The following is a 12,940-nucleotide window of genomic DNA, read 5'->3' on the forward strand; positions in this document are numbered from 1 at the left end:
GCCTGTACCAAGGCATGCCGCAATCCAGACACACCAATTCCCGGCCTCTGCCCTCACCATCACAAGAGAAGCAACCAAAGGCCACGACGTCACCCAGCCAGAGCAGCATAGAGACCAGTCACCCGATCCATGCTCGACAACAAATTCTCACTCGCCACAAACACCTCCGACACCTGCCGCGCCGTACTCCCCGCCACCCCACCCGCCTGCATCCGCTGCAAGGCCGCATCAAAGAAAACCCACTGCCCATCCGCCAGCAGCAACTCCTGCCGAATCCGGTCGTTGGCCTCAGGCGCCTTGCGCAGCACCTCGGTCGCCGCAACGAACTCCGTGCGCGCCTTGGCAATCTCTGCCGCAGCCACAGCCGCATCCACCGGCAACTGCGCAGCCAGGTAGAACTTGGCCATGCGCTGGCTCAGCATGCGCTGGCGGCCGGCCACGTTGACCAGGTGGCCCACCGGCTTGCCCGAGGCCGACTCGTACTGCACCGTGCCCTGGTGCGCCAGGGCCAGCACCCTGGCATCGGCCTGCAGCATCGCGGTGGCGCCGGCCAGTGCGGGCGTGCCGGTCAGCAGCGTGGCCTTGTGAGAAACCCAGGCCGCATCGAGCTGGCCGTAGGTGTTGCGGATGGTGGGGTTGGGGGCGTAGGACTTGAGCTCGGCGAGCTGGCGCTCGAACAGTGCAACGGACTGCTCCAGCACCTGGCGCGCCGCAGGCTCCTGCACCTTGTGGGCCAGGGCCAGCCAGGCCTTGCCCATGCGCTGGCTGAGCATGCGCTGGCGACCGGCCTTGTTGATGGCGTCGTTGAGGTTGGCGACCTGGGCATGCGCAGGCCGAGAGGCGAGGGCCAGGGTGCCGGCCACGGTGGCGGCGCCTGCGGCGGCGCCGGCCTTCAGCAGCAAGGTTCTGCGCTGCAATGCGGGTGAGGTCGTGGTCATGGGCGTGTCCTTTCTGGTCATGGCGGAGGTGGGGGTCATTCGGTGCCCGCTGGTCCGAACATCAACTGGTCGCGGATCTCGTCCACCGTGCGGCCTTCGCGCAGCAGGTCGAAGTACCAGCTGCCGTCCACCGTGTCGCCATACAGGCAGGCGCCCACCAGCTTGTCGTCCTTGATCACCAGCTTCTTGTACGAGCCGGTCACGGGGTCGCTCATGACGATCTCCTCGGTGCCCTCGCCGCCCTGAAAGTCGCCGGCGCTGAACAGGTCGATGCCCGTCACCTTGAGCTTGGTGGAGGTGAGCGAGCCCTGGTAGCGGTCGATGCCCAGCTCCGCCAGGTGGTTGGCCAGCACCTTGCCCTGCTCGAACAGCGGCGCCACCAGGCCGTAGGCGATGCCCCGGTGGGCGGCGCACTCGCCCACGGCGTAGATGCGTGCGTCGGTGATGGTCTGCAGCGTGTCGCTGACCACGATGCCCCGGTTCACATGCAGGCGCATCTTCTCGGCCAGCGCCGTGTTGGGGCGTATGCCCACGGCCATCACCACCAGGTCGGCGGGTACCTGGCTGCCGTCCTTGAACTTCACGGCGGTCACGCGGCCCTCGGGGCCGCCTACCAGCTCCGCGGTCTGGGCGTTGAGCAGGAACTGCATGCCGCGCTCCTGCAGCGACTGCTGCAGCATGCCGCCCGCCACCTCGTCGAGCTGGCGCTCCATGAGCGTGTTGCCCACATGCACCACGCTCACCTGCATGCCCCGCTTGACCAGACCGTTGGCCACCTCCAGCCCCAGCAGGCCACCGCCGATGACCACCGCATGCCGGTAGGTGGCGGCGGCAGCGATCATGGCCTCGGTGTCGGCGATGTCGCGGTAGGCGAGCACGCCGGGGAGGTCCTTGCCCGGGATGGGCAGGATGAAGGGGTTGGAACCGGTGGCCAGGATCAGGCGGTCGTACTCGGCGCTGATGGCCTCGCCCGCCGCATTGGTGGCGTGCACCACGCGGCGCACGCGGTCCACCTCGGTCACGGTGAAGCCGGTGTGCAGCGTGATCTGGTTCTCTTCGTACCAGGACCAGTCGTTGAGGATGATTTCGTCGATCGTCTGCTCGCCCGCGAGCACGGGCGACAGCAGGATGCGGTTGTAGTTGGGGTGCGGCTCGGCACCGAACACCGTGATGTCGTAGAGGTCCGGGGCGATCTTGAGCAGCTCTTCCAGGGTGCGCACACCGGCCATGCCATTGCCCACCATCACCAGCCTGGATTTTTTCATCGCAGCCCCCACGCCCATCGGAAACACAAAACAAAAAAGGCGCCCACACGATGCTGCTTCGATGTCTCGAAACCGCATGTGGGGACGCCTTCGTCCTTGCCAGCCCGGGTGCGCCATTGCACCGTGGACCCGCGTGGCCCTTGCGGGCCGTGCCTTCGAACAAGCAATGCGTGTGCCAACCCGCCGCCCCGATCCGGGGCGTCCCGTCTTTTCTGGTGGTCCGTGAGCGCAACCCCAGGGTGGCGCCACGCGCACCATGTTGCATTGCACCATGATGGGGATGAAAATCGCGCATGGCCGTGCTGGGGTGCTTTGGCGGGCGCACTTTGCACCAGCTTGGGCATGAAAGATGCTTGCCTGTGGTGCATGAGCTTTGAACTGGATTTCGGCTGTGTCTCGCAGGCCGGGCGCAAGGACGGCAACGAGGACTTTGCGGCCCTGGTCGAGGGCCGCGGGCGCGACCTGCCCCGTGGCGCCATTGCCGCCCTGGCCGATGGCGTGAGCGCGGGGGGCAATGGGCGCGAGGCGGCCCAGACCACGGTGCGCACGCTGCTGTCCGACTACTTTGCCACCCCCGAGACCTGGGACACCACGGTGGCCCTGGACCGCATCCTCAGCGCCCACAACGCCTGGCTGGCCGCCATGAACCGGCGGCGCCAGCCCGCCGTGGGGCTGACCACGCTCACGGCCCTTGTGCTGCGCGGCCAGTCCTTCACCGTGGCGCACGTGGGCGATACGCGCGCCTACCTGCTGCGCGGCGGGCGGCTGCAGCAGCTCACGGCCGACCACGTGATCGCGCAGCGTGACCTGGCCCACCAGCTCACGCGCGCCCTGGGGCTCGACGACCATGTGGTGGTCGACTACAGCCAGGGGGAGTTGCAGAGCGGCGACCTGTTCCTGCTGGTGTCCGACGGTGTGCATGGCAGCCTGCCCGAGCGCGAGCTGAGCAGCCTGATGCGCCAGGGCCTGGCCCCGCAAACGCTGTGCGAGGAACTGGTGCGCACAGCCCTGCGCAGGGGCAGCAGCGACAACGTGACCGCGATGGCCGTGCAGGTGCGCGGCGTGCTCGAGGCCACTCTGCAGGACGAATCGCGGCGCGCGCAGGAGCTGCCGGTGCTGCCCCTGCTCAAGGTGGGCGATGCGGTCGACGGCCTGGTGGTCACGGCGCTGGTGGCCGACAGCGGCATTCACCGCATCTACCAGGTGCGTGACCCTGCCAGCCAGCGCCTGTATGCGCTCAAGACCCTGAACCCCCAGCGCGCGCACGATGGCGAAGAGCGCGCCACACTGGCGCACGAGGCCTGGGTGGCGCGGCGCATGCAGTCGGGCAGCGCCGCAGCCAACCTGGCCTGCCTGAACGACTGGCCCGCCGCCGCATCAGGCGCCAGCAGCAGCTTCTTTTACCTGTTGTACGACTGGCACCGGGGCGAGACCCTGGGGCAGCAACTGCGCCGGCGCCAGCCCTTTGGCGTGGCGCGCACCGTGGGCGTGCTCACCCAGGCCGTGCGCGTGCTCGGCCTGTTGCACCGCCAGGGCGTGGTGCACCGCGACATCAAGCCCGACAACCTGCACCTGGGGGACGATGGCGTGCTGCGCGTGCTCGACTTGGGCGTGGCGCTGAGCGGCCGCGAGCCCGAGGCCACGCGCCTTCTGCATGCGGGTACCCCGAGCTACATGAACCCCGAGCAATGGCCGGGCTATGACCGCAGTGCCGATGCCGAGACGGGGCAGATGCCCGACGCCGGCAGCGACCTGTTCGCGCTGGGCGTGACCCTGTACCAGTTGCTCAGCCACGGGCGCCTGCCCTATGGCGACGTGGTGCCCTACCAGATCGGGCGCTACCACCGCGACCCCGTGGCCCCGAGCCGCCACAACCCCGAGGTGCCCATCTGGCTGGACCAGATCGCCTTGAAGGCTGTGGCGCGCCAGCGCGCACAGCGCTTCGAGACGGCCGAGGAGCTGCTGCTGGCGCTGGAGCGCGGCGCCTCGCGGCCCCTGCACGCGCATGCACCGCTGGCGCCGCTGATGCAGCGCGACGCCACGGCGATCTGGAAGATCGCGCTGGTAGTGAGCGTGCTCGTGAACCTGCTGTTGGTGTACTGGGTGTTGTTTTTGCCGAGGTAGAGAAGGCCGGCGGTGCACTTTGGGCGGTGCGTGCCCATCCACCCTTTTAGCTGCAGCGAGGGCAACGCTGCGCGTTGGCTGGCTTGCGCCAGCTCAGGCACTGCGCGCCACCCTCTCTTTCGCTGAAAGTGAGGAGCGCGCTATGCGCTCACCGGCTTGCGCCGGTCATGCGCTGCGCGCACGTCCTCCCTTCTCCGCCCATGTCCGGGTCCAGCGGATCTGCATCACGCGCAGCAGCACCAGCATGGCGGCGGCGCACACGGCGATGGAGACGAAGCCCCACAGGTAGGTGCCGCTGTACTGGCGCGACAGGCCCATGGCGTTGGGGATCAGGCCGCCACCCAGGGCACCGATCTCGCCGATCATGGAGCCGGCCACGGCCGTGGACAGGGGCCAGCGCAGCGGCACCAACTGGAACAGTGCGCCGTTGCCCGCGCCCAGTGCAGCAAAGCACACCAGGAACAGCAGCATCGTGACCGGCAGAGAGTTCTCGGCCAGCCCGCACAGCACCAGGCTCACCGTGGTGACGGCGAGCACGCCCGTCAGGGTGTTCACGCCGCCCCACAGGTCCGACAGCCAGCCGCCCAGCACGCGCAGCGCCGCACCCAGAAAGGCGGCCATCATGGTCAACTGGCCGGCCTGCACCTTGCTCACGCCGAACTGGTCGTAGAAGTAGGTGGGCATGAAGGCGATGAGGCCGATGAAGCCACCGAACGTCACGGCGTAGATCAGGCTGAAGGCCCAGCCGTCCTTCTCGAACAGGCAGGCGATGTGTTCGCGGAACGAGGCGTGGGGCGCCCGGTCCGGTGGCTCCTTGGCGTAGACGGCCATCACGAGGGCGGGGATGGCCACGCCCACGGCGGCAAAGCCGTAGACCGACTGCCAGCCGAACTTCTGCGCCAGCACGGGGGCCAGCAGTGCGGACACGGCCGTGCCCACGTTGCCCGCGCCCACGATGCCCATGGCCAGGCCCTTGTAGCGGGGCGGGAACGAGCCCGAACCCAGCGACAGCGCCACGCCGAAGCTGGCCCCCGCCACGCCCAGCAGCACGCCCATGGCCAGCAGGTCGTTGTAGTCGTTGACGAACAGGTAGCCGTAGCCCATGGCGATGAAGATGCCGGCCATCTCCACCAGCGTGGCGTTCTTGCGCCCGATGTACTGCGCCAGGATGCCCAGCGGAAAGCGCATCAGCGCGCCGGCGAAGATCGGGATGGACAGCATGATCCCCATCTGCGTGGGGGTGAGCTTCAGGCTCTCGGTGATGAAGGGCGCCATCGCACCGTTGATGACCCACACCGCGCACGAAAAGGCGAAATAGAGAAACGCTGACCACAGCGTGGGGGAGTGGCCGGATTTGAAGAAGTCCCGAAATTGAAGCATGGATGTCTCGCGTGGAAAGGGCGTCTGCCTGCGTGGGCGGTGGTGCCGGCCTGCCTGCAGCTCAGCTCTGTGCCGTGGCTCGCAACGGAAAGAAAAACAGAAAAACAAAAAGGCGTCCGCACGGAGCACGCTGGCCAGTGGCCAACGACTCTCCATGGGGACGCCTGCGTCCTGTGCCTGCCGGATGCGCCTTTGCACCGGGCAACACAAACGGCCAACCTCGGCCGTGCGGTAATCCAAGCAAGGCGTGTGCCAATGTTGGTGCATTCGGCAGTGCTTGCCTCAACAACCGGCAAGCTGCCGTACCCATGAGACAGGTCGCTATCAATTTTGAATTGACCTTGGCGCCCATGACCCGGCGTGGTGCAGGATGGAGGCTGTTCTCTGCCGGTGTGCACCAGGGCCTGCACCAGGCTGGGGATGCCTGCATTGCGCAAATGTTGTTTGCGCGATGGGAACAATGCTTCTAGGATGGTTTTACCGCTGCAGGGTCGGGAGGCCGCAGACAGTGGGGACGAGATGCCATCCTTGGAGGGAATCCAATGCGAGTGAATCTGCCGGTCAGTACCCAAGAGTACGTTTTTCCCAAAGGCGAAACCCTGGTCTCCACGACCGATCTCAAGGGCCGCATCCTCTACTGCAATCCGATGTTCATCGAGGTCAGCGGTTATGAGAAGGAAGAACTCCTGGGCCAGCCCCACAACATGATCCGCCACCCGGAGATGCCCGAGGAGGCCTTCCGCGACATGTGGGAGACCATCGGCAGCGGCCAGCCGTGGTCGGCAGCGGTAAAGAACCGGCGCAAGGACGGCAGCTTCTACTGGGTGATGGCCAACGTCACGCCGCTGATGCAGGGCGAGCACCCTACCGGCTACATGTCGGTGCGTACCGAGGCCACGCGCGATCAGATCCAGGCGGCAGACCGGCTTTACGCCACCATGCGTGCCGAGAAGGAGCGCGGCAGCCTGGTGCATGTGCTGCGCAACGGGCGCCTGGTCAAAAACACCGCCTGGGGCACCCTGGCGGCACGGCTTCAGTTCGGCCCCATGGGCAAGATGTGCCTGTGCCTGTTCGTCCTGGTGCTGGCGGCCTGGGGGGCTGCCGAGGTGGGCGGGCACAGTTTCTCGTTCGGTTCGGGCCTGGCGTGGGTGGGCGTGTTGGCGCTGGCGCTCGCCATGGCCTGGTACCTGCACCAGGCCACTGTGGCGCCGCTGTCGCAGATGCTGGGCTGGGCCAACCGCATGGCAGCGGGTGACCTCACGCAGAAGATCGAGGTCACGCGCGACGACACCGTGGGCAGCCTGCAGAAGGCGCTGTCGCAGCTCAACGTGAACCTGTTGTCCATCGTGCGCGACGCGCGCCAGGAGAGCGAGCGCATGCAGGTCTCCACGCGCGAGATCGCGCAGGGCAACCAGGACCTGTCGTCCCGCACCGAGACGCAGGCCAGCAACCTGCAGCAGACGGCGGCGTCGATGGAGGAGATCACCGGCACCGTCAAGCACACGGCCGAATCGGCGCGCCAGGCCACGGTGCTGGCAACGCAGGCGACCTCGGTGGCCGAGCGCAGCAACGAAGCGGTCGACGGCGTGGCCGAGACCATGAAGCAGATCCAGACCGCCTCCGGCCGCATCGGCGAGATCACCCAGCTCATCGACAGCATCGCCTTCCAGACCAACATCCTGGCGCTCAATGCCGCCGTGGAGGCCGCGCGCGCGGGCGACCAGGGGCGGGGCTTCGCTGTCGTGGCGTCCGAGGTGCGCAGCCTCTCGCACCGCACGCTGTCGGCCGCCAAGGAGATCCGCCAGCTCATCGACGACTCGGCCACCAAGGTGCAAGAGGGCCACCACAAGACCGACACCGCGCAAAAGACCATGGGCGAATCGCTGGAGCTGGTGCGCCGCGTGAACACGCTGATCGGCGAGATCCACAATGCCTCGAACGAGCAGCTCACCGGCATCTCCCAGGTCAACGCGGCCGTGGCCCAACTCGACACCATCACGCAGCAGAACGCCGCGCTGGTGGAGGAGAACGCCGCCTCGGCCATGGAGCTGCAGGGCCAGGCCCAATCCGTGACCGAGACGGTGGCGGTGTTCCGCCTTGATGCGTTGGCGCCCGCACAGGCCCACGACGCGGTGGCCTTGCGCAAAGCCATGAAGTCGTCGTCACAGCGCGCACTGATCTCCGCGTAGTCAGCCAGTTTCGTCCCCGCCTCCAAAACTGGCACGGCCAAAAGCCAGTGCCCCCGCGCAAGGGCCGCCCCGCCGCGCTGGGGGCGTCCCCCTCCCGAACCGCGCAGCGGTTCGAGAGAGGGGTGAAGGCGCGCAGCGCCTCAGGGGGTGTTTCTCTACGTGCTTTCGCGCACCGTCAATTCGAACCCCAGGTTCACCGAGTTGTGCTCGGGCGCCTCGCCGCGCATCAGTGCCAGCAGCATGTGCGCGCTGGCCTCGCCGATCGATGAGCGTGGCGTGCGCACCGTGGTCAGCGTGGGCAGCATCTGGTCGCTGCCCGCCAGGTCGTTGAACCCCGCCACCGCCACCTGGCCCGGCACGGCAATGCCCAGGCGCTGCGCGGCCAGCAGGCCACCTTGGGCCAGGTCGTCGTTGCAAAAGAAGATGGCGTCCACGTCGGGCCGGGTGCGCAGCACCTGCTCGAACAGCTCGGCCCCCAGGCGGATGGACGAGGGCTGGGCGCTGAGCAGTTCCAGGCGCGGGTCGTGCAGGCCGGCTTCTTTCAGGCAGCGGCGGTAGCCTTCGGCGCGCTGCATGGTGCGTGGGTCCAGTTGCGCCGCCACGAAGGCCACGCGGCGGCGGCCACGCTCAAGCAGGTGGGCCGTGATGCGGTGGCCCGCGTCCTGCTGCGAAAAGCCCACGCAGTACACGCCGGGCGCCGAGGTCATCTCCATCAGGTGCACGCAGGGCACGCCGCTGGCGGCAATCATCTGCCGTGCAGACTCGGTGCGATCAAAGCCTGTGACCAGCAGGCCCGCCGGGCGGTGCGCGAGGTAGGTGCGCAGCAACTGCTCTTCTTCATCGGGGTCGTAGTGGGTCACGCCGATCAGGGCCTGGTAGCCGTGCGGAAACAGGGTGCGGTGCACGGCGTCGAGCACGTCCACGAACAGCGCGTTGGACAGCAGCGGCACCAGCACCGGCACCTGCACGCTGCGCTGCGAGGCCAGTGCGCGCGCAGCCGGGTCGGGCACATAGCCCAACTGCTCCACGGCGGCCTTCACGCGCTGCACCAGTTCGTCGGCCACCCCGCGCTCGCCGCGCAGCGCGCGCGAGGCGGTGATGGGGCTCACGCCGGCGGTCTCTGCCACATGGCTGAGCGTGACGCGGCCACTGGAGCGGCGCCTGGGTTCGGGTCTGGACAAGGGTTTTCCCTCGGGTGATTGCGGCCTGATGGATTTAGGATAGCGCTGTCCAGGGGCAAGAGCAAGGCCAGCATGCGCAGTAGTGTGGCATTTTCCCCTGTGGCACCTGATTTTCACCTCATCCCGCCGGGATGTTTTTTTGAAGTTTGTTGGATAGCGCTACCAATATGAGTTCTTTGCCGTCATCGGTGTCATCACCGGTCTTTCTGGTGGTCATGGGCGTGGCCGGTTGCGGCAAGTCCAGCCTGGGCGCCGCTGTTGCCACGGAGCAGGGCCTGCCCCTGATCGAAGGGGATGACCACCACAGTGCCGCCAGCCGCGAGAAGATGCGCCAGGGCATCGCCCTGACCGACGCCGACCGCGAGGGCTGGCTGGCCGCGCTGGGCCAGTTGCTCCAGGATCACCCGCAGGGCGCCGTGCTCACCTGCTCGGCCCTCAAGAAGGCCTACCGCGACCGCCTGCGCGCCGCCTGCCCCGGCGTGCGCTTCGCCTTCCTCGAAATCGACCGGGTCCCTGCCGGCGAGCGCGTGGCGGCCCGGGTGAACACCCACTTCTTTTCCACCACGCTGGTGGACAGCCAGTTCGCCACGCTCGAATCGCCCGTGGGCGAGCCCGGCGTGCTGCGCCTGGATGCGCTCCTGCCCATCTCCGCATTGCAAGCCCAGGTGTCCGCCTGGCTTGCCCACCAGGAAGCCACCCCATGAGTGCCGACACCTCCCTCAACCCTCCTGAGCCAGGCCACAGGGTCCCCAGCCGCTTTGAAAAGGTGGCCCAGGTGCTGATGGCCAGCTGCCTGGGCGTGATGGCCGTGGCCGTCTTCGTCAACGTGGTGCTGCGCTATGGCTTTGGCAGCGGCATCGCCGCCAGCGAGGAGCTGTCGCGCCTGCTGTTTGTCTGGATGGTGTTCATCGGCGCCGCTGCGGCCTATCCCGCAGGTGAGCACATGGCCTTCACCAGCCTGGCCGGGCTGCTGGCGCGGCGGCCGCTGGCCTTCGGCCTGCTCACCGCGCTCATCCGCCTGCTGGTGATCGCCGCCTGCGTGATGCTGGCCTGGGGTGCCTGGCAGCAGGTGGTGGTGGGCCTGGGCAGCCATTCGGTGGTGCTGGGCTATTCGGCGGCGCTGCTGCCGCTGCCCGCCCTTTTGTGCTCGGCGGCCATCGCGGTGATGGCATTCATCGAATTGATTCAACGCGTGCCACTGGACCTCGGTCACGGCGCGGAAGTGGAGTGACGGCCATGGGTCCCGAAGCACAGGCATTCATTGTTTTTTCGCTGGGCATGCTGGTGTTCATGGGCACGGGCATGAACATGGGCCTGGCCCTGGTGCTCACCGGTGCCGGCATGGCCTGGGTGCTCGATTTCTTCGACACGCAGTTGCTGGCCCAGAACCTGGTGGCCGGGGTGGACAGCTTTCCGCTGCTGGCCGTGCCCTTCTTCATCCTGGCCGGCGAGCTCATGAACTCCGGCGGCATCAGCCGGCGCATCATCGACATGGCGCAGGCCTGGGTCGGCCATATTCGCGGTGGCCTGGGCTACGTGGCCATCGGCGCGGCCGTGCTCATGGCCAGCATGAGCGGCTCGGCCCTGGCCGACACGGCGGCGCTGGCCACCATCTTGCTGCCCATGATGCGCCAGCAGGGCTACCCGATGAACACCTCGGCCGGGCTGATCGCCTCGGGCGGCATCATCGCGCCCATCATTCCGCCCTCCATGCCCTTCGTGATCTACGGCGTGACGACCAACACCTCGATCTCGGCACTGTTCGTCTCGGGCATCGTTCCGGGGTTGATGATGGGGGCGGGCCTGATCTTCGCTTGGCGCTGGGTGCTGCGCGGCATCGACCTGCCGCCAAGCCGCGCGCCGCTGCCCCTGCGCGAGCGCCTGCGCGCCACGGTCAAGGCGTTCTGGGCCATGCTCATGCCGCTGATCATCATCGGTGGCATGAAGTCGGGGGTGTTCACACCCACCGAGGCCGCCGTGGTCGCTGCCTTCTATGCCCTGGCCGTGGCCCTGTTCGTGCACCGCGAGATGCGCGTGCCCGAGATCTACGGCGTGCTGGTGCGCGCCGCCAAGACCACGGCCATCGTGATGTTCCTGTGCGCTGGCGCCCAGGTGGCCAGCTACATGATCACCCTGGCCGACCTGCCCACGGTGCTGACCGGCTGGCTCGGCCCGCTGGTGGAGAATCCGCGCCTCTTGATGGCCGTGATGATGATCGTGCTGGTGCTCATCGGCACGGCGCTGGACCTCACGCCCACCATCCTGATCTTTGCTCCGGTGATGCTTCCCATCGCCGTCAAGGCGGGGATCGACCCGGTGTACTTCGGCTTGATGTTCGTGCTCAACGGCGCCATCGGCCTGATCACCCCGCCCGTGGGCACGGTGCTCAACGTGGTGGCCGGCGTGGGCCGCATCTCGATGCACAGCGTCATCAAGGGCGTCAACCCCTTCCTGCTCACCTACGTGCTGATCCTGTCGCTGCTGGTGGTGTTCCCTCAGCTGGTGACGGCCCCCGTGCACTGGATGCGCTGATGGCGCCGCGCCCCTCTTTTTCCCTGCCTTTCTTTCCCTTGCCAATGGAGACAACCATGAAGACTTTCCGCCGTACCCTGCTGGCCGCCCTGTCGGTCGCCGCTGTCGCCGCCTCGTTCCAGGCAGCTGCCCAGGATTTCAAGCCGCGCATCATCCGTTTCGGCTACGGCCTGAACGAAGTGTCCAACCAGGGCCGCGCCACCAAGCTGTTCGCGCAAGAGGTCGAAAAAGCCTCGGGCGGCAAGATGAAGGTGCGCGCCATCGGCGCCGCCGCCCTGGGCTCGGACGTGCAGATGCAGCAGGCGCTGGTCGGCGGCGCGCAGGAGATGATGGTCGGCTCCACCGCCACGCTGGTGGGCATCACCAAGGAAATGGCGATCTGGGACACGCCCTTCCTGTTCAACAACGCCAAGGAGGCCGACGTCGTGCTCGACGGCCCCGTGGGCCAGAAGGTCATGGACAAGCTGCAGGAAAAAGGCCTGGTGGGCCTGGTGTACTGGGAGAACGGCTTTCGCAACCTGACCAACAGCAAGCGCCCGGTCACCAAGCTGGAGGACATGAGCGGCATCAAGCTGCGCGTGATGCAGAACAACGTGTTCCTCGACAGCTTCAAGACCCTGGGCGCCAATGCCGTGCCGCTGCCGTTCTCGGAGCTGTTCACGGCCCTGGAGACCAACACCGTGGACGGCCAGGAGAACCCCTACAACACCATCCTGTCGAGCAAGTTCTACGAGGTGCAGAAGTACCTCACGGTCACCAACCACGTCTACAGCCCCTGGATCGTGCTGGTCAGCAAGAAATACTGGGATGGCCTCTCAAAGGCCGAGCAGAAGGTGCTGCTCGATGCCGCCAAGAAGAGCCGCGAGTTCGAGCGCCAGGACACCCGCGACGAGGCCAACAAGGCGCTGGCCGACTTGAAGGGCAAGGGCATGCAGGTCAACGAACTGTCGTCTGCCGAAGCCAGCCGCATGCGCGAAAAGCTCGGCGCCGTGAACGCCAGCATTGCGGCCAACGTGGGTGAAGACCTGTGGAAGGAAGTGCAGGGCGCGGTGGCTGCGGCGCGCAAATAAGCCGTATTCGCCCAGATGGCAAAAGGCCGGAGCCCCTTGCGGGGCCCCGGCCTTTTTTGCAGGAGGCTGCCGTGCGGTCGGCAGACCCGCTGCCTGGCAGATTACATCGAGCCGAGTTCGCCCGAAGAGATCTTGCCCATGCGCACGGCGTCGGCAGCCTGGGCCTGCACGGCAGCGCGGTCGGCAGTCGATTGGTAAGACACCACGCGCGAGCCAGCGGGTTCGGTGCTGCGGGTCTTGGCCACGGTGGCGGCGTCGGCC

Annotated in this window: 9 protein-coding genes and 2 pseudogenes; 6 read left to right on the forward strand and 5 right to left on the reverse strand. The window is 67.2% G+C overall.

The annotated features are described in order from the left end of the window. Positions 1 to 89: 89 nt before the first annotated feature. Positions 90 to 938, reverse strand: coding sequence for a type IV pili methyl-accepting chemotaxis transducer N-terminal domain-containing protein (locus tag ASE31_RS00920; protein WP_082603976.1), 849 nt, complete (start codon positions 936 to 938; stop codon positions 90 to 92). Between the two features lie 53 nt (positions 939 to 991). Beyond that, a pseudogene (locus tag ASE31_RS00925) lies at positions 992 to 2,203 on the reverse strand (NAD(P)/FAD-dependent oxidoreductase); the annotation flags it as partial. 366 nt (positions 2,204 to 2,569) lie between these two features. Between ASE31_RS00925 and ASE31_RS00930 the strand changes: the two are divergent. After that, a complete protein-coding gene (locus ASE31_RS00930) occupies positions 2,570 to 4,327 on the forward strand; it encodes a bifunctional protein-serine/threonine kinase/phosphatase (protein WP_057199668.1) in 1,758 nt (585 codons plus the stop codon). Positions 4,328 to 4,492: 165 nt separating this feature from the next. On the opposite strand, the gene ASE31_RS00935 is transcribed toward ASE31_RS00930, so the two are convergent. Next, positions 4,493 to 5,707, reverse strand: coding sequence for a nitrate/nitrite transporter (locus ASE31_RS00935; protein WP_057199669.1), 1,215 nt, complete (start codon positions 5,705 to 5,707; stop codon positions 4,493 to 4,495). Between the two features lie 542 nt (positions 5,708 to 6,249). On the opposite strand from ASE31_RS00935, the gene ASE31_RS00940 reads away from it, so the two are divergent. Further along, positions 6,250 to 7,896 (forward strand): methyl-accepting chemotaxis protein, encoded by a 1,647-nt coding sequence (locus tag ASE31_RS00940; protein ID WP_057199670.1) that lies wholly within the window; start codon positions 6,250 to 6,252, stop codon positions 7,894 to 7,896. Positions 7,897 to 8,051: 155 nt separating this feature from the next. Here ASE31_RS00940 and ASE31_RS00945 read toward each other — a convergent pair whose 3' ends face one another. Next, positions 8,052 to 9,077 (reverse strand): LacI family DNA-binding transcriptional regulator, encoded by a 1,026-nt coding sequence (locus ASE31_RS00945; RefSeq protein WP_057199671.1) that lies wholly within the window; start codon positions 9,075 to 9,077, stop codon positions 8,052 to 8,054. Between the two features lie 167 nt (positions 9,078 to 9,244). Between ASE31_RS00945 and ASE31_RS00950 the strand changes: the two genes are divergently transcribed. Genes ASE31_RS00950 through ASE31_RS00965 form a run of 4 tightly spaced genes read left to right on the forward strand, consistent with a single transcriptional unit; the run spans position 9,245 to position 12,679 of the window. Beyond that, positions 9,245 to 9,781 (forward strand): gluconokinase, encoded by a 537-nt coding sequence (locus ASE31_RS00950; protein WP_369818130.1) that lies wholly within the window; start codon positions 9,245 to 9,247, stop codon positions 9,779 to 9,781. After that, positions 9,778 to 10,308 (forward strand): TRAP transporter small permease, encoded by a 531-nt coding sequence (locus ASE31_RS00955; protein WP_057199673.1) that lies wholly within the window; start codon positions 9,778 to 9,780, stop codon positions 10,306 to 10,308. The genes ASE31_RS00950 and ASE31_RS00955 overlap by 4 nt, the downstream gene beginning before the upstream one ends. Before the next feature lie 5 nt (positions 10,309 to 10,313). Next, positions 10,314 to 11,609, forward strand: coding sequence for a TRAP transporter large permease (locus ASE31_RS00960; RefSeq protein ID WP_057199754.1), 1,296 nt, complete (start codon positions 10,314 to 10,316; stop codon positions 11,607 to 11,609). A gap of 56 nt (positions 11,610 to 11,665) precedes the next feature. Then, positions 11,666 to 12,679 (forward strand): TRAP transporter substrate-binding protein, encoded by a 1,014-nt coding sequence (locus ASE31_RS00965; RefSeq protein ID WP_057199674.1) that lies wholly within the window; start codon positions 11,666 to 11,668, stop codon positions 12,677 to 12,679. A 101-nt stretch (positions 12,680 to 12,780) separates the two neighbouring features. Here the strand turns inward: ASE31_RS00965 and ASE31_RS32340 are convergent. After that, positions 12,781 to 12,940: pseudogene (locus ASE31_RS32340) on the reverse strand (DUF4148 domain-containing protein); the annotation flags it as partial.

This window comes from Acidovorax sp. Root217, assembly GCF_001428645.1.
GTDB lineage: Bacteria > Pseudomonadota > Gammaproteobacteria > Burkholderiales > Burkholderiaceae_C > Acidovorax.

Coding starts and splice junctions, on each gene's coding strand:
- ASE31_RS00920 (WP_082603976.1), bottom strand. CDS start 938: ATGACCACGACCTCACCCGCATTGCAGCGCAGAACCTTGCTGCTGAAG.
- ASE31_RS00930 (WP_057199668.1), top strand. CDS start 2,570: ATGAGCTTTGAACTGGATTTCGGCTGTGTCTCGCAGGCCGGGCGCAAG.
- ASE31_RS00935 (WP_057199669.1), bottom strand. CDS start 5,707: ATGCTTCAATTTCGGGACTTCTTCAAATCCGGCCACTCCCCCACGCTG.
- ASE31_RS00940 (WP_057199670.1), top strand. CDS start 6,250: ATGCGAGTGAATCTGCCGGTCAGTACCCAAGAGTACGTTTTTCCCAAA.
- ASE31_RS00950 (WP_369818130.1), top strand. CDS start 9,245: ATGAGTTCTTTGCCGTCATCGGTGTCATCACCGGTCTTTCTGGTGGTC.
- ASE31_RS00955 (WP_057199673.1), top strand. CDS start 9,778: ATGAGTGCCGACACCTCCCTCAACCCTCCTGAGCCAGGCCACAGGGTC.
- ASE31_RS00960 (WP_057199754.1), top strand. CDS start 10,314: ATGGGTCCCGAAGCACAGGCATTCATTGTTTTTTCGCTGGGCATGCTG.
- ASE31_RS00965 (WP_057199674.1), top strand. CDS start 11,666: ATGAAGACTTTCCGCCGTACCCTGCTGGCCGCCCTGTCGGTCGCCGCT.